Genomic DNA, 14,785 nt, shown 5'->3' on the forward strand with positions numbered 1-14,785 from the left:
GGCGGCGTTACTCGTCGATCTCTTCTTTCACCTTTTTCAGGTCGGTCGGGTCGAAGTAGATCTCGACCTTGCGCTTCTCCTTGTCCCAGCCGTAGATCTCGTAGCAGCCGGTCTTGGTGGCCTTGAACTTCTTGATGTCGTAACCCATCGCCTTGATCTGCTGCTGGGCGTCGGCTTCGCTCATCCACTTGCTCTTGTCGGCCTGGGTGCATTGGGGGTCGGCCAGGGCTGCGCCGCTCAACAGGGGGATCAGTAACAACAGGGGGGTCAGTTTCATTGCTTGCTCCTTGCGGGTGGTTGGGTCAACAGTCGCAAGGCTAATCAAGGAGCATTAAGGAAGAATTAAGGGAAAAGGGAAATGAATGGCTCTCCCCGGCGGTGGACCGGGGAGAGGGTGATCAGCTCAGCTTGCCCCTGACCAACCACTTGTCCAGCGCATTGGCGAAGCGCTGCTTGTCGGCGGCGTTGAAGGGCGCAGGGCCACCGGTCTGGACGCCGGCAGAGCGCAGCTCCTCCATGAAGTTGCGCATCCCGAGCCGTGCCTGGATGGTCTCCCGGGTGTAGATCTCGCCCCGGGGATTGAGCGCCTCGCCCCCGGCGTCGATGACCCAGGAGGCGAGGGGAATGTCGCCGGTGATCACCAGGTCGCCGGGCTTGACCTGCTGGGCGATGACATGATCTGCCACATCGAAGCCCTTCTCCACCTGCTGGGTCTTGATGAAGGGGGAGGGGGGGACTCTGAGTCCCTGGTTGGCCACTAGCGTGGTCACCACCTGGGCGCGGTGGGCGGCGCGGTAGAGGAGCTCCTTGACCGGGATGGGGCAGGCATCGGCATCAACCCAGATGGGCATGGCATGGCTTCCTGTGTCTGGAACGGGTGGCGCATCTTAGCATGGCTGGTGCGGGGCGGCTGCCCCGGGGCTGAGTCGTCCCCGCCTTTGGTGTAAGCTGGGGCCTGCACATGAAACGAGAAGGAGACGAGATGGATCGGGTGCCCGGTGACGTGATTTATGGCCTGACCCTGGACGGCAAGGGGGGCATGACCCCGCTGGCCGAAGGTAGCGAGATCCCCGGTGCTCAGCCCGGCTGGCTGCATCTGGACTACGGCAACCCGGAGTCGGCGCGCTGGCTGCTGCAGACGCCGCTGCTGGGGGAGGCGGCCCGGGAGGCCCTGCTCGGCCAGAGCAATCGTCCCAAGCTGGTGCGGATGGGGGAGACGGTGCTGCTGATCCTGCGCGGCATCAACCACAACAAGGATCACAGGCCTGAAGAGATGGTGGCCCTGCGGATCTTCATCACGCCGGATCTCATCATCAGCAGCCGTCGCCGTCCGCTGCTCTCCGAGAAAGATGTGTTCGAGCAGCTGTCGCTGGGGGGCGGCGCCGACACACCCGCCGACTGGCTGGTGGAGATATGCGACGCCCTGACCGACCGGGCCGGGGAGTTCGTCGAGGAGCTGCACGACCAGATCCTGGATCTGGAGGAGATGGTGCTGATGCGCGACCTGCCCGCCAACGGTCGGCTTGCGCGCATCCGCAAGCAGCTCATCATGATCCGTCGCTACCTCTCCCCCCAGCGGGATCTGGTGGCGCGCCTGGCCAACGAGAAGATCAGCTGGCTGGACGAAGATGACAGGCGACGCCTGCTCGACATCGCCGACCGCTTGCGGCGCTGGCTCGACGATCTGGATGCCGGGGTGGCGCGCACCGCCGTGCTGGCGGACGAGATCAACAACCTGATGGCGGAGGCGACCAACCGCCGTGCCTACCAGATGTCGGTGATGGCGCTGCTGTTCCTGCCCGCCAGCTTCCTGACCGGCCTGTTCGGCATCAACCTGGGGGGGATCCCCGGGGCCGAGAGTCCGACCGCCTTCTGGGTGTTCTGTGGCTTCCTGCTGGTGCTGGCGACCGGACTGGCGGTCTGGCTCAAGCACAGGCGCTGGTGGTAAGGAGTGAACATGACGACATGGGAATCTTTTGGCGTGACCCTGCTGCTGTTGCTGGGGCACACCCTGGTGCGCGGCCTCATTCACAAGAGCCTGATGGCCCTTGGCCAGAGCCGGCAGGTGAGCGAGAACCGGGTACTCTACGTGGAGCACGTATTCCACTTCCTGCTGGGCTGCGCCACCCTGCTGATCCTGGCCGGGGTCTGGGGGCTCGACTTCTCCCGGCTGGTGGTGCTCGCCTCCTCCTTCTTCGCGGTACTGGGGGTCGCCATGGTGGCCCAGTGGTCGATCCTCTCCAACATCACCGCCAGCATCACCATCTTCTTCGCCTTCCCCTACAAGATTGGCGATCGCATCCGCATCCTCGACAAGGATGACTCCGTCACCGGCATCATCACCGAGATCGGTCTCTTCTACGTGCGGGTGCGGGATGACAACGGCGATCTGGTCACCTATCCGGCGAACCTTATTCTGCAAAAGCCGGTGAGGCGGCTGGAGGGAAAGGAGGCTGAGTCCACGCAGCCGGAATGAGAAAAGGCTCCCTCGGGAGCCTTTTTCGATGGGTGCTCAGCGTTCGAAGAAGCGGTAGAGGTGCTCGACCTGGACGGGGCAGTCGGCCACCAGGTGGATGTGGTCCCGTGCCTCCTCGGTGGACGAGAAGCTCATGGGGCACCCCAGGGTGTCCGTCATCACGTAGAGGTGGCCGTCCTGCCCCCTGAACTCCACGATCCAGCCGGGGGAGACGATGTCGTGCATGATCTCCGCCTCCTTGAACCTGTGCTGCTGGTGAAGCGCGCGCAATTCACTGACTGTCATGACATCCTCCTATGACTCATGGCGCCACCCTCAAGTCTAGTTCTCCTTCCCGGTGGCGCCGTCATCGGATCAGGGCGCCGTCGCCCCCTCCCGGGGTGGTTGCAGGGCGATCAGCAGCTCCCCGGGCAGCGGCGTGACAGGGCCGGTGACCACCCTGGGTCTGGCCTTGGCATCCAGCACGAACAGAGGAATGGCGCCGGGATTGGCCTCCTGATACTGGTCCCAGTCGAAGGTGTCGCTCAGGCGGGTCGCCTTGATCTGCCCGCCCCGGCTCAGCAGGCCGCTCAGCCTGGCGAAGTTGATGTCGGCGCCGAACAGGTTCTGGCGGGCACGGAAGGTAGCGCTCTCCCGGTTGGCCTTGCCGTGCTGTTCGCTGGAACGCAGGGAGTGGACCTTCTCCTCCCCGTAGAGGTGGGCGAAGTGCAGCACCCCGAGGGCGTTGTTGTGGCGGCTGGGAGAGAGCGCCAGCACGGTGCTGATGCTGGTGAGGGGCAGATGCCGCTCGGCGTGCTCCGACTGGGGGTTGCCGAAGTAGCAGGGCAGGCCGCTCATGCGGGCCAGCTTGCAGTGCTCCCAGGCAGGATCGGAGAGCTGCACCGGGATCCCCTGATCCGCCAGCGCCTTGCCGATGGCCCGGGCCACCGAGTTGGCACCGATGAGCAGCCAGACATTGGGGGCGCTCTGGCGCATGTCGAGCAATCTGGCCAATGGCGTGGCCGTCAGGCTCTGCAGCACCACGGTGAAGATGATGACCGCAAACACCAGGGGCACCAGCTTGTCGGCATCCTCGATGCCGGCCTCGTGCATGCTGATGGCGAAGGAGGCGCTGACCGCCGCCGCCACTATGCCCCTGGGGGCTATCCAGGCGAGCAGGGCGCGGGCGCGCCAGGGCAGGTCCGCCCCCCGGGTCGAGACCAGGATGCAGAGCGGGCGGGCCACGAACTGCACCACGCACAGCAGGGCCAGCACCATGGGGCCGAGCTGCCAGAGCTGGGCCAGATCGAGGCGGGCCGCCAGCAGGATGAAGAGGGAGGAGATGAGAATGACGGCGAGATCCTCCTTGAAGGCCAGCACCTCCTCCAGATCCAGCCCGTCCTGGTTGGCGAGCCAGATGCCGAACACCGTCACCGCCAGCAGGCCGGATTCGTGACTGAGCCAGTCAGACAGGGTGAAGGTCACCAGTACCAGCGCCAGTACCCCGAACTTGTGCAGGCTGACCGGCAGCCAGTCCTTGCGGATGAGCAGGGTGGTGAGCCAGCCGGCACCGACCCCGATGAGCGACCCCACTCCCACCGTCTTGGCCAGGGCCAGCAGGGTATGACCGACCAGATCTCCCTGGCTGCCGAGGCGCACCGCCTCGAACACCAGTACCGCGAACAGGGCGCCGATGGGGTCGATGACGATCCCCTCCCAGCGCAGGATCTTGTCCACCTCCCGGACCGGGCGGATCACGTTGAGCATGGGGGCGATCACCGTGGGGCCGGTCACTACCAGCACGGCGCCGAGCACCATGGCGACCCGCCAGTCCAGCCCAAGCAGGAAGTAGCTGGCGGCGCCGATGACGGCAAAGCTGGTCACCATGCCGGTGGAGCAGAGGTTGCGTACCACCTTGCCGATCCCCTTGAGTTCGGTCAGGTGCAGGGTCAGCGCCCCTTCAAACAGGATGATGGCGACCGAGAGGGAAACCAGGGGAAACAGCAGATCCCCCAGCAACTGATCGGGATCGAGCAGACCGGTCACCGGGCCGAGCAAGAGGCCGCTCAGCAGCAGGAACAAAATGGCGGGAACGCGCACGGACCAGGCAAGCCATTGGGCGAGCAGGGAGATGAGGGCAATTCCGGCGAGGGAGAGAGCAATCATGCCAACCTCGTACAGGTGATGGGGTTGGACCTAGTGTAGCGGGGAAGGGGGGCAAGATGACACCCGCCAGGCGTGCAGGGGAGAGCCGCTCAGATCAGATGGGGCTCTCTTTGTGGAGTTCGGTGACGCAATCGGTCACCGCCAGCACCAAGGCGGAGCGCACCATCTGATCGAGCCGGTTGAGCTGCATCTGGTAGAGGGGCCAGTCCTCTTCGTTGGCCGGGGGATCCTGCGGCATCATGCTGCCCTGCTGGATGGCATTCAGGCGCTCGAGCAGATCGCGGACCGGCTTGTCGCTGAAGCGGTAATCCTTGGGGTCGCGTACCAGAAAGTCGCGGATCTTCAGGTATGCCTCGAGATCCTGATAGCGCTCGAGGGAGATGAGGCCGAGGGCGAAGATGAGCTTGAGGCGCACCTCCAGCTGGCCGAGGGGGCCGCTCTGGTTGAGCAGGGGTTCGATGGCGTATTTGACGGCATACTCCTCCTGACGAAAGGCTCGCCGCATCAGGGAGTCGACCGCCTCTTCCAGGATGGTCACGACCTCGAGAAAGAAGCCGCGGGGGCCATCCTGCTCGTTCAGTCGCTCCAGTACTTCATCTTCCTGGTGTGTGGTCATAAGTGCTTCGGGTCCGGCTGACAGGGGGAGAGCAGGCCCTCCCCCGGTTTGTATCGTATGGGGTCCGTCACGGGCGGTGTGACGCCACCCCATCAGGTCACTTCAAGTTGTTGTAACGGGCGACGATGGTGCGTACCACATCGCTGTGCTCATCCAGGCCGGTGACGCGGGCCAGGGTCCGTGCCGGACCGAGTTCCGCCAGCATGGCCTGCAGCTCCACCGCCTGGGGATCGTCCTCATTGCGGTAATGCAGTGCGGCGGCGATGCCCTCCTGCAGGTGATCGCTCGGCAGGCCGTACTCCAGGGTGCCGAGCAGCGGCTTCACCAGCCTGTCCCCCGCCGCCAGCTTGCGCAGCGGCTGGCGACCGACCCGGTCAATCTCGTCCACCAGATAGGGGTTGGCGAAGCGGGAGAGGATCTTCTCGATGTAGGCGGCGTGCAGGCGCGGGTCGAAGCCGTAGCGTTTCACCAGCACGGCCCCGCTCTCCTCCATGGCGCGGCGCACCTTGCTGCGGATCAGCGGATCCTCGATCGCCTCGCGCACGGTGCGATATCCCCTGAGCTTGCCGAGATAGGCGGTGACGATGTGGCCGGTGTTGAGGGTGAACAGCTTGCGCTCGACGAAGGCCATCAGGTTGTCGGTGGGCTCCATGCCCGCCACCTGGGGCATCTCCCCCTTGAACTGGGTCCGATCGACGATCCACTCGCTGAAGCTCTCCACCGTCACCTCCAGGGGATCGTCGTTCGCCGCCGCGGGCGGAACGATGCGATCCACCGCCGAGTCGACGAAGCCGACGCACTGCTCGAGGGTGGCATGATACGCGACCGGCAGGTACTTGAGTACCTCCTCCTTGAGGTGGCTGGTGCCGCGCACCATGTTCTCGCAGGCGATGACGTTGAGGGGAGTCAGGTTGCCGGCATCGAAGCGGGCCTGCAGCCCCTTGGCCAGGGTGCTGGCAATCTTGTCCAGGATGTTGGGGCCGACCGCCGTGGTGACCAGATCGGCGGTGATGATACGGGCGATCACCTCGTGTCCGGCCGAGCTGACTGCGGCAACGTTGCGCACCACGTCCAGCTTCTGATCCGTGCCCACCACGTGCACCTTGTACTCCTGGCGGTGGTTGAGCTGGTCGATCAGGGTCTCGTTGACGTCGGCGAAGGTGACCTGATGGCTGGCGTCAGCCAGCAGTTTGCCGATGAAGCCCCGACCGATGTTGCCGGCACCAAAATGCAATGTTTTCATAATATTAACCTCTACAACCAAAGACGATAACGGATGATTACGCGGCCTGCTCGGCCCCCAGCAGATCCAGGAACTCCTGGGGATCCTGGGTGCTGGCCAGACGGTCGACGAGACCGGGCTCATCCAGTGCATTGGTCAGGCGGGTTATGACCTGTATGTGTTCATCGTTGCGGGCGGCAATGCCGATGACCAGGCGCGCTACCTCATCGGCGCCCTCGCCGAAGGCGACTCCGGCCGGGTACTGGCAGATGACGATGCCGGTACGCTTCACGTGCTCCTTGGCGGCGATGGTGCCGTGGGGCACGGCGATGGATTCGCCGAGGTAGGTGGAGACCAGCTGTTCGCGCTCCAGCATGGCGTCGACGTAGTCCGGTGCCACATAGCCTCGCTCGGCCAGCAGCTTGCCGGCGGTCACGATGGCCGCTTCCTTGCTCTCGGCCTTGAGGCCCAGGTGCACGTCCTGCAGGCTCAGGGTGAAGACTTCCGGCTCCTGAGGCTCGTAGCTGTCGTCGTTGGCCGCCACCAGCAGTTGCGGGTTGGCGACGTCATCGTTGGCCGCGTTGGCCAGGCTGAGGTTCTGCACCAGCTCCTGATAGAGGGCGTTGTCGAGGAAGTTGGTCAGCGAAATGTGCTGTGCATGCGGCGCATGGCGACGGGCACGGTCGGTGAGATCCTTGTGGGTGATGACCAGATCCACCTGATCGTCCAGGTTGTTGATGGCACGGTTGGTGACGCTGATGTCGAGACCGGCGGCCTGCACCCGCTTGCGCAGCATGCCGGCGCCCATGGCGCTGGAGCCCATGCCCGCATCGCAGGCGACGACGATGTTGCGCACTGCGGTCAGCTCGGTTTCCGGCTTCTTGGCGGCGGTGGTCTCGGGCTTGGCACCCTTCATGGCCTTCATCTTGCGGGTGGCTTCACCCAGGGCATCGGCCTCGTCGGCTTCCGGCTGCTGGGCACGGACGAACACGGCGGCGACCAGGAAGGAGACGGTGGCGGAGGCGACGATGGAGAGCAGCACCCCGATGAGGGAGGCTTTCGGCGTCATCAGCAGCACGGCGAAGATGGAGCCCGGGGAGGCGGGGGAGACCAGACCGGCGTTGAACAGGGTCAGGGTGAAGACCCCGGTCATGCCGCCTGCGATTACCGCCAGGATGAGGCGCGGGTTCATCAGCACGTACGGGAAGTAGATCTCGTGGATGCCGCCGAAGAAGTGGATGATGGACGCACCGGCAGCGGACTGCTTGGCGGCGCCACGGCCGAACACCATGTAGGCCAGCAGCACGCCCATGCCCGGGCCCGGGTTGGCTTCAATCAGGAAGAAGATGGAGCGGCCCTGTTCGGTAGCTTGCTGGATCCCGAGCGGCGAGAAGATGCCGTGGTTGATGGCGTTGTTCAGGAACAGGATCTTGGCCGGCTCGACGAAGATGGAGGTGAGGGGCAGCATGTGGTTGTCCACCAGGAAGCCGACACCGCTCGCCAGCACGCCGGAGAGCACCTTGACGAAGGGACCGATGACGAAGAAGGCGAGAATGGCGAGCAACATGCCGATGATGCCGGCGGAGAAGTTGTTCACCAGCATCTCGAAGCCGCTCTTGACGCGACCTTCCATCGCCTTGTCGAAGCGCTTGATGGCCCAGCCACCCAGCGGGCCGACCATCATGGCGCCCATGAACATGGGGATGTCGGTCCCCACGATGACGCCCATGGTGGTGATGGCACCGACCACGGCCCCCCGGTCACCCCCGATCAGCTTGCCGCCGGTATAGCCGATGAGCAGCGGCAGCAGGTAGGTGATCATGGGACCGACCAGCTTGGCCAAGGTTTCATTGGGTAGCCAGCCAGTGGGGATGAAGAGGGCGGTGATGAAGCCCCAGGCGATGAAGGCGCCTATGTTGGGCATGACCATATTGGACAGGAAGCGTCCAAAATTCTGTATCTTGACTTTGGTATCCGGTGATAACATGTCGGGACCCCGTTTTAAGCCTGTGTGATTAAAAGTGGTAGTCGGGATGACGAGTTTTGCCGAACTCCCATCCCAGTCGTCTAAGCAACTTCAATCTACCAGCTTGTGATCAAATTAGGCTGAAAACGGGGTGTCTTGTGACCTGGATCTCAAATACCCCGACCTCCCCCCTCCCGACATAGTGATGAAGATCACAGTCAGTCGCTGTATTTCGGCTACATTTCGATCTTCTCGCTTCTGGGTGTCAATTTTTTGTGATTGATGTCTCGTTTTGTGGTTTGCGCAAATGCGGTGTCAACGTGATTGTTGTCACAAAATCAAATTTTGCACTCAAATGAGTCATGGTTTGTCGCCTCGTATTCGCAAGTAATGACGATGGATATGCCGCAGTTCATCGTTAATCACCAATGAATCACTTATTTTGTAACCCACTTTCAGTTTTTCCCCCGAGAGGTTCGGTTCCGACAAGGCCTCTTGTGACGCCCGGGTGGCGGATCCTGATCCGCTCCCGTCTTGCACCTCTCTGCCGGTAGCGACGCAGGCAGGGGCCTGCGAGCGGGTCTCCCATCCCGTCTGCCCGCGGAGCGCAGCCATAAAAAAAGCCCGCGGGATGCGGGCTTTTGCAGAGCAGACAAGCAGGGGGATCACTGCGCCTTGGGGGCCTCGTCGGCAGGCGCGGCATCGGCCTCGCTGGTCGGGGCCACCGGCGCCGGACCCGGCACCAGATCCACCGCCGGCTTGGCGATGAGGGAGCGGGTCTCTTCCACCGCCTCGGTCAGCTTCACCTCGATGATCTGGCCGAGCTCGTAGACCACCTCGGTCTTGTCCAGATAGACGCGGCCGTTGTCCCAGTTGCACTCCAGCCGATCCTTGTTGTCCAGGATATGGCGGGCGGGCATGAACACCACGGCGCCGTTCTCCTGCAGACGCAGCTTGAGGCCGGCGCGCATCACGTCGATGATCTCGGCGTTGAACACCTTGTCGGTGCCCGCATCGGCCTTGAGGTAGCGCACATAGAGCCAGTCGCCGATGTCGCGCTCCACCATGCGGTGCAGGCGGCGGCAGGCGGTCAGGTGCTCGGTCAGCTCCAGGCTGGGGCGTTCACCCGGGGTCTTGCCGGCGATGACCGCCTTGAGCAGGCGATGGTTGACCATGTCGCCGTATTTGCGGATGGGGGAGGTCCAGGTGGCGTAGGCATCCAGACCCAGGCCGTAGTGGGCACCCGGTTCGGCGGACATCAGGGCATAGCTCTGGAAGCGGCGGATCTTGCCGTCCAGCCAGCGGGTGTCCAGGTTGTCTATCCAGCGGCGCAGGGCGCAGAAGCCGGAGAGACTCGCGATCTCTTCCTTCTCGAACGGGGCCTCGGCGGTCTTGAGCAGCTCGATGGCGCCGTCCAGGGACTCCTCGTCAAAGCCGGTGTGGACGTTGAAGATGCCGTAGCCGACCTCTTTGCCCAGCACGCGGCCGGCGCAGATGTTGGCGGCGATCATCGACTCTTCCACCATGCGGTTGGCGATGCGGCGCGGCTCCACGTGGATGGCCAGCACTTCGCCGTCTTCACCCAGCTCGAAGTCGTAGTCGGGTCTGTCCGGGAACACCAGGGCATGCTCGGTGCGCCACTTGATGCGGGCCTCCGTCATCGCCTTCATCAGGGGCAGCTGGGCCAGCACGCCGGCGTCGATATCCAGCGCTTTGCCGTGCTCGGCCCAGTCGGAGACGTCGTCATAGCTGAGACGGGCATGTGAGACGATGCGGGCGGCGAAGAACTCGGTCTCCTCCAGCAGCAGGCCGTCCTCGGCGATGAGCAGACGGGCGCACAGGGTGTTGCGCTCCTCGCCCTCTTTCAGGGAGCAGAGCTCGTCGGAGAGGGTGCGCGGGATCATGGGCACGTTGCGCCCCGGCATGTAGACGGTGAAGGCGCGCTGGGCGGCCTCCTTGTCCAGCTCGCTGCCCTCGGCCACATAGGCGGTCGGGTCGGCGATGGCCACCAGCAGCTCCCAGCCGTTCTCCAGCTTGGTGATGGCCAGGGCATCGTCCATGTCCTTGGTCTTGGCACCGTCGATGGTGAAGAAGGGAACCTGGGTCAGATCCCGGCGGGGCAGCTCTTCCTCTTCGATCACCTTCCACTCCGGCAGGTCCGCCGGTTCAATCTGGGCCAGGTTGTGGCGTGCCAGCACCACCCACCAGGGCACGTTGTGATCTTCCTGGGTGGCGATGAGCTGGGTGATCTCGGCGGAGAAGTTGCCGTCTACCAGGGCATGGCGCTTGAGGGTGGCGACCACCCAGTCCCCTTCCTTGAAGGATTTCTCGTCCAGACCCTTCTTGGCGCGGGCCTTGATGGCGTCCTTGATGAGGGGGTGGTCGGGCACCACGTTGAGGCGGTCGCGGAACATCTTGACGCGGCCGACGAAGCGGGTGACGGCCTGCTCCAGCAGGGCATCCGGCTCGGCCACCTCTTTCTCTTTTTCAGTGCGGATCAGGGCGCTCACCCGGTCACCGTGCATCACCTTCTTCATGTAGGGAGGCGGCACGAAATAGCTGGTCTTCTCATCGACCTCCAGGAAGCCGAAGCCCCGATCGGAGGCGCGGATCACACCCTCTTTCTTGGGGATGTTTTCGCGGATTTGTTGCTTGAGCTGGGCCAGCAGCGGATTGTCTTGGAACATAAATGGGGAACCTGAGTGGAGACCTGATGGTTAATCGCCCAGCACTATACGTTTTTACCCCCCCAAAGCCAAGGTGAATGGCCCCCTCAACGGGGTTGCAGTGCCCGTCGCCCCTGCTGGATCAGGCGCTGGGATATCTGCTTGTGCAGCCCCCGCTCCAGCACCCAGCGGTGCCAGTAGAGCTGCTCGACCAGGTGGTGATCCGGGTTGAGATCGAGCAGGCGCCCCTCTTCCAGTTGCTGGCGGATCTGCAATTCCGGGATGAGGCAGCAGGCCAGCCCCTGCTCCGCCATGGCGACGAAGGCCTCGGAGGATCGCACCGTGTGGCAGGGGTAGCCACCGGGGGGGAGGGCGAAATGACGGGCCATGTAGCTGATGTGCATGTCGTCGCGCTGATCGAAGGCCACCGCCGGCGCCTTGGCCAGGGCCGCCGCCGTGAGGCCGTTCGGGAAGTGGCGGGCGACGAAGGCGGGGCTGGCGGTGAGCAGATAGCGCATCTCGCCGAGTTCGTCGACGCAGCAGCCCGCCAGCGGCTGGGGTTGCAGGCTGACGGCGCCGAACGCCTGCCCCTCGCGCACCCGGTCCAGGGTGCGGCTCTCGTCATCCACCAGCAGGTTCAGCTCGATGGGGTATTGCTCCAGCAGTGGCGCCAGGGCGGGCAGAAACCAGGTGGCCAGGCTGTCGGCATTGACGGCGATGCTGACCCGGATGGGGGCCCTGGGCTCGTCGGGGGAGAGCTCGCCGGCCAGCTCCAGCTCCAGCTGGCGCACCTGGCGATAGTGGGCCAGCAGCTTCTGGCCGAGCCCCGTGGCCTGCAGCGGCTGGCTGCGGATGATGAGCGGCTCCGCAAACTGCTGCTCCAGCTGCTTGATGCGCTGGGAGATGGCGGACTGGGTAATGTGCAGGCGCTGGGCGGCACGCTCGAAGTTTTGCTCCCGGATCACCGCGTCCAGGGCCAGCAGCAGCTTGTAGTCCAGCGTCTTCATCAGCATTCCTTATGAAAAAAGGGAGTTCAGCAAGAATGCTACTCAAGGGAGCGCCAGAGGACAACCTGACCGCCCCCATGGAGGCGGCCCGTGCCCGGGGCCGCCCCTGTGAGATGTGACAGTAGCCCTGACATGAGATTCATAAGATACTCACCCGGTCCGTTTTTGCATGGGGTGGAAACGGACCATAGCGAGCGTCTTGAATCCCGGGCCGGTCCCGGGACTTTTTTTGCTCAGATGACGGCGAGCAGAGCATCCCCCGCCGGCCGGTAATGGCCCTGCAGGGGGCGATGGACGGCGCGGTCGAAACGCTCGTCCAGGTGGAAGCGGATACCGACCCCGCGCACGGCCCCCAGATCCACCGCCTGGCGATGGCCGAGGCGCTCGATGGGCAGGCCGAGGCGACGGAAGATGCGCTCCACCGGCAGGCTGACCACGGCCACCAGCTCGCGGATCCCCTGCTCCCTGGCGAAGGCCAGCACCTCGCGGAAGATGACGCAGGTGAGTTCGCTGATGCCGTTCTCCAGGCGAGGGGCCCGGTCGGCGTCGATGGCGAGGCGGGTCAGCTCCCACACGTCGTTGCCGCGCGGGGGGGCTTCGCCAGCGAGGGCGGTGGGGAAGATGCTGGGCAGCATGTAATCCTGGGCGCAACTGAGCAGGCGGATGCAGCCGCACAGCCCCTGCTTGTCTTCAATCAGCACCCAGTGGGTGTCGGGCTTGTCGAAGTTGTCCCGCTCCAGGCCACGGCGGGATTCCACGTCCCAACCGAGTCGATCGGAGAAGACGCGGTTGCGAAATCGGTAGAGCTCGTTTTCGACCTCCCATCTGGGGTGTTCTTTCAATTTTCCTTTGAAAACAAGCATTCATGTCTCTCCATTTCATGGTTAGGCGCTATAATCCAAGGCCTTGGCCAGGGGAGGCTTGCCTATGACACGCGACCAACTGCTTGAGTACCTGGAACATTTCACGCTGGTGACCGATGGCAACCGGCTGTCCGAGCTCATCGGCCGCTTCACCCTGGGAATGGGTTACGACTACTACCGCTTCGCCCTCATCCTGCCCATGTCGATGCAAAGGCCCAAGGTGGTGCTGTTCAACCAGTGCCCCGACTCCTGGGTACAGGCCTACACCCTGAACAACATGCTGGCCTGCGATCCCATCATCCAGCTCGCCCGCAGGCAGACCCTGCCCATCTACTGGAACCGGCTGGACGAGAAGGCGCGCTTCCTGCAAGAGGGGAGCATGGATGTGATGGGGCTGGCGGCGGAATTCGGGCTGCGCAACGGCATCTCGTTCCCGCTGCACGGGGCGGCGGGGGAGAACGGCATACTCTCTTTCATCACCCGGGAGCGGGCGTCGAGCGATCTGATGCTGGAGTCCTCGCCCATCCTCTCCTGGATGTCCAACTACATCTTCGAGGCGGCGATCCGGATCGTGCGCCAGAGCATGAGGGAGGACGATCCCCAGGAACCCCTGACGGAGCGGGAGACCGAGTGCCTGTTCTGGGCCAGCGAAGGGAAGACATCGGGGGAGATCGCCTGCATCCTCGGCATCACGGAGCGCACCGTGAACTACCACCTCAATCAGGTCACCCGCAAGACGGGGTCGATGAACCGCTACCAGGCCATCGCCAAGGGGGTGAGCAGCGGCATCCTGCTGCCGAACCTGGAGCAGGTGGTGGTCACCAACTTCCCCTCCCTGCTGCAGTGAATACAGGCCCGGCGGCACCGGCTCGTCGCCCGGCATCCCCTCTGTCGCCATCACCGCTGTCCTGCGCCGTCCCATCCTGCCGCCGATTCTCGGGGCGGGGCTGTGACCCCACAATTGTCAGATCCTGCAATTGACAACCTTCTTTGTGTGGTTTCAGCCCGGTTTTCATCAGTTTTATGAATGCATCAGAAAATGAATGAATTTCTCTGATTGCCCGCGCCCCCTTATAGTGCGTTTCTCTCTTTCACAGGAACGCATCCCCATGTTCGCCACCACCCTGCAAGGCTTTACCCTCGGCCTTGCCATGATCATCCCCATCGGGGCCCAGAATGCCTTCGTGCTGAGCCGGGGCATTCACCGCAACCACCACCTGCTGACGGCGACCCTCTGCTGCCTGTGCGATCTCGTGCTGATCGGCATCGGGGTGTTCGGCGGGGCCAACCTGCTGGCAGCCAGCCCGATCGGCCTGGCCCTGTTGACCTGGGGCGGCGTGCTCTTCCTCGGCTGGTTCGGTATCCGTTCCCTGCGCAGTGCCTGGCGCGGCCAGGAGGCGGCCCTGGCGGACTCGCCCCGGTTGATGGGGGTCAAGAGCGTGCTGGCCATGACCCTCGGAGTGACCCTGCTCAATCCCCACGTCTACCTGGATACCCTGATGCTGCTTGGCTCCTTCGGCAGCCAGTTTGCCGAGGAGCTCAGACCCGCCTTCGCGGCGGGGGCCATGCTGGCTTCCCTGGTCTGGTTCTACGGACTGGCGTTCGGGGCGGCGGCCCTCTCCCCCTGGCTTGCCCGGGGCCGGGTGCAGCAAGCCATTGATCTTGTTGTAGGTCTCATCATGCTGGTGCTGGCGGCCAAGCTGGTATTGGGTGCCATACCGGCCTCGTGAGGCTATTTTTGTGCCGGGCTTCATAAAAATGAGTCCCGGTGCCATCTGCTGACATATTCGTCTGTTAAATTCCCGGCGCTGGTAAAGCGTTACT

General features: G+C 63.8%; 14 protein-coding genes. 4 read left to right on the forward strand and 10 right to left on the reverse strand.

Going from position 1 to position 14,785, the window contains the following annotated elements:
- Positions 1 to 7: 7 nt before the first annotated feature.
- Both OKC41_RS09590 and OKC41_RS09595 read right to left on the reverse strand, forming a co-directional pair.
- Positions 8 to 277, reverse strand: coding sequence for a PepSY domain-containing protein (locus tag OKC41_RS09590; RefSeq protein ID WP_010672753.1), 270 nt, complete (start codon positions 275 to 277; stop codon positions 8 to 10).
- A 121-nt stretch (positions 278 to 398) separates the two neighbouring features.
- Complete coding sequence (locus OKC41_RS09595) at positions 399 to 851, reverse strand: YaiI/YqxD family protein (RefSeq protein ID WP_201894582.1); 453 nt, start codon at positions 849 to 851, stop codon at positions 399 to 401.
- Between the two features lie 131 nt (positions 852 to 982).
- Between OKC41_RS09595 and zntB the strand changes: the two genes are divergently transcribed.
- Together zntB and OKC41_RS09605 are read left to right on the forward strand one after the other, a co-directional pair.
- Complete coding sequence (gene zntB, locus OKC41_RS09600) at positions 983 to 1,948, forward strand: zinc transporter ZntB (protein WP_171865294.1); 966 nt, start codon at positions 983 to 985, stop codon at positions 1,946 to 1,948.
- A gap of 9 nt (positions 1,949 to 1,957) precedes the next feature.
- Positions 1,958 to 2,476 (forward strand): mechanosensitive ion channel domain-containing protein, encoded by a 519-nt coding sequence (locus OKC41_RS09605; protein WP_039039767.1) that lies wholly within the window; start codon positions 1,958 to 1,960, stop codon positions 2,474 to 2,476.
- A 36-nt stretch (positions 2,477 to 2,512) separates the two neighbouring features.
- On the opposite strand, the gene OKC41_RS09610 is transcribed toward OKC41_RS09605, so the two are convergent.
- The 8 genes from OKC41_RS09610 to OKC41_RS09645 all read right to left on the reverse strand — a co-directional run bounded on the left by OKC41_RS09610 (position 2,513) and on the right by OKC41_RS09645 (position 12,961).
- Positions 2,513 to 2,761 (reverse strand): hypothetical protein, encoded by a 249-nt coding sequence (locus OKC41_RS09610; RefSeq protein WP_010672757.1) that lies wholly within the window; start codon positions 2,759 to 2,761, stop codon positions 2,513 to 2,515.
- Positions 2,762 to 2,830: 69 nt separating this feature from the next.
- Positions 2,831 to 4,621 carry a sodium:proton antiporter gene (locus OKC41_RS09615; RefSeq protein ID WP_201894583.1) on the reverse strand — a complete coding sequence of 597 codons (1,791 nt, stop codon included), beginning with the start codon at positions 4,619 to 4,621 and terminating at the stop codon, positions 2,831 to 2,833.
- 94 nt (positions 4,622 to 4,715) lie between these two features.
- Positions 4,716 to 5,237: an MltR family transcriptional regulator gene (locus tag OKC41_RS09620; protein WP_010672759.1), complete on the reverse strand. Its 522-nt coding sequence runs from the start codon at positions 5,235 to 5,237 to the stop codon at positions 4,716 to 4,718.
- Positions 5,238 to 5,334: 97 nt separating this feature from the next.
- On the reverse strand, positions 5,335 to 6,480 hold the full coding sequence (locus OKC41_RS09625) for a mannitol-1-phosphate 5-dehydrogenase (RefSeq protein WP_010672760.1): 1,146 nt from the start codon (positions 6,478 to 6,480) through the stop codon (positions 5,335 to 5,337).
- Between the two features lie 37 nt (positions 6,481 to 6,517).
- Positions 6,518 to 8,446, reverse strand: a complete 1,929-nt coding sequence (locus OKC41_RS09630; protein ID WP_041212287.1) for a PTS mannitol transporter subunit IICBA — start codon at positions 8,444 to 8,446, stop codon at positions 6,518 to 6,520.
- 644 nt (positions 8,447 to 9,090) lie between these two features.
- Positions 9,091 to 11,112, reverse strand: coding sequence for an exoribonuclease II (locus OKC41_RS09635; RefSeq protein ID WP_183149249.1), 2,022 nt, complete (start codon positions 11,110 to 11,112; stop codon positions 9,091 to 9,093).
- An 86-nt stretch (positions 11,113 to 11,198) separates the two neighbouring features.
- Positions 11,199 to 12,098 (reverse strand): LysR family transcriptional regulator ArgP, encoded by a 900-nt coding sequence (locus OKC41_RS09640; protein WP_010672764.1) that lies wholly within the window; start codon positions 12,096 to 12,098, stop codon positions 11,199 to 11,201.
- Between the two features lie 233 nt (positions 12,099 to 12,331).
- Positions 12,332 to 12,961 carry an acyl-homoserine-lactone synthase gene (locus tag OKC41_RS09645; RefSeq protein ID WP_029313613.1) on the reverse strand — a complete coding sequence of 210 codons (630 nt, stop codon included), beginning with the start codon at positions 12,959 to 12,961 and terminating at the stop codon, positions 12,332 to 12,334.
- A 64-nt stretch (positions 12,962 to 13,025) separates the two neighbouring features.
- On the opposite strand from OKC41_RS09645, the gene OKC41_RS09650 reads away from it, so the two are divergent.
- Both OKC41_RS09650 and lysE read left to right on the forward strand, forming a co-directional pair.
- Positions 13,026 to 13,808, forward strand: a complete 783-nt coding sequence (locus tag OKC41_RS09650) for a LuxR family transcriptional regulator (RefSeq protein WP_010672766.1) — start codon at positions 13,026 to 13,028, stop codon at positions 13,806 to 13,808.
- 262 nt (positions 13,809 to 14,070) lie between these two features.
- The gene (gene lysE, locus OKC41_RS09655) at positions 14,071 to 14,691 is read left to right on the forward strand and encodes an L-lysine exporter (RefSeq protein ID WP_201894584.1); all 621 of its coding nucleotides are present in this window, start codon (positions 14,071 to 14,073) and stop codon (positions 14,689 to 14,691) included.
- Positions 14,692 to 14,785 lie beyond the last annotated feature (94 nt).

The sequence above is a fragment of the Aeromonas sp. QDB17 genome (genome assembly GCF_027705305.1).
Classification (GTDB): Bacteria; Pseudomonadota; Gammaproteobacteria; order Enterobacterales; family Aeromonadaceae; genus Aeromonas; species Aeromonas caviae.

What these genes read in the sequence shown, in the direction of transcription:
- OKC41_RS09590 (WP_010672753.1), bottom strand. Translation starts at nt 277, where the DNA reads ATGAAACTGACCCCCCTGTTGTTACTGATCCCCCTGTTGAGCGGCGCA.
- zntB (WP_171865294.1), top strand. Translation starts at nt 983, where the DNA reads ATGGATCGGGTGCCCGGTGACGTGATTTATGGCCTGACCCTGGACGGC.
- OKC41_RS09630 (WP_041212287.1), bottom strand. Translation starts at nt 8,446, where the DNA reads ATGTTATCACCGGATACCAAAGTCAAGATACAGAATTTTGGACGCTTC.
- OKC41_RS09625 (WP_010672760.1), bottom strand. Translation starts at nt 6,480, where the DNA reads ATGAAAACATTGCATTTTGGTGCCGGCAACATCGGTCGGGGCTTCATC.
- OKC41_RS09645 (WP_029313613.1), bottom strand. Translation starts at nt 12,961, where the DNA reads ATGCTTGTTTTCAAAGGAAAATTGAAAGAACACCCCAGATGGGAGGTC.
- OKC41_RS09595 (WP_201894582.1), bottom strand. Translation starts at nt 851, where the DNA reads ATGCCCATCTGGGTTGATGCCGATGCCTGCCCCATCCCGGTCAAGGAG.
- OKC41_RS09615 (WP_201894583.1), bottom strand. Translation starts at nt 4,621, where the DNA reads ATGATTGCTCTCTCCCTCGCCGGAATTGCCCTCATCTCCCTGCTCGCC.
- lysE (WP_201894584.1), top strand. Translation starts at nt 14,071, where the DNA reads ATGTTCGCCACCACCCTGCAAGGCTTTACCCTCGGCCTTGCCATGATC.
- OKC41_RS09640 (WP_010672764.1), bottom strand. Translation starts at nt 12,098, where the DNA reads ATGAAGACGCTGGACTACAAGCTGCTGCTGGCCCTGGACGCGGTGATC.
- OKC41_RS09650 (WP_010672766.1), top strand. Translation starts at nt 13,026, where the DNA reads ATGACACGCGACCAACTGCTTGAGTACCTGGAACATTTCACGCTGGTG.
- OKC41_RS09635 (WP_183149249.1), bottom strand. Translation starts at nt 11,112, where the DNA reads ATGTTCCAAGACAATCCGCTGCTGGCCCAGCTCAAGCAACAAATCCGC.
- OKC41_RS09610 (WP_010672757.1), bottom strand. Translation starts at nt 2,761, where the DNA reads ATGACAGTCAGTGAATTGCGCGCGCTTCACCAGCAGCACAGGTTCAAG.
- OKC41_RS09620 (WP_010672759.1), bottom strand. Translation starts at nt 5,237, where the DNA reads ATGACCACACACCAGGAAGATGAAGTACTGGAGCGACTGAACGAGCAG.
- OKC41_RS09605 (WP_039039767.1), top strand. Translation starts at nt 1,958, where the DNA reads ATGACGACATGGGAATCTTTTGGCGTGACCCTGCTGCTGTTGCTGGGG.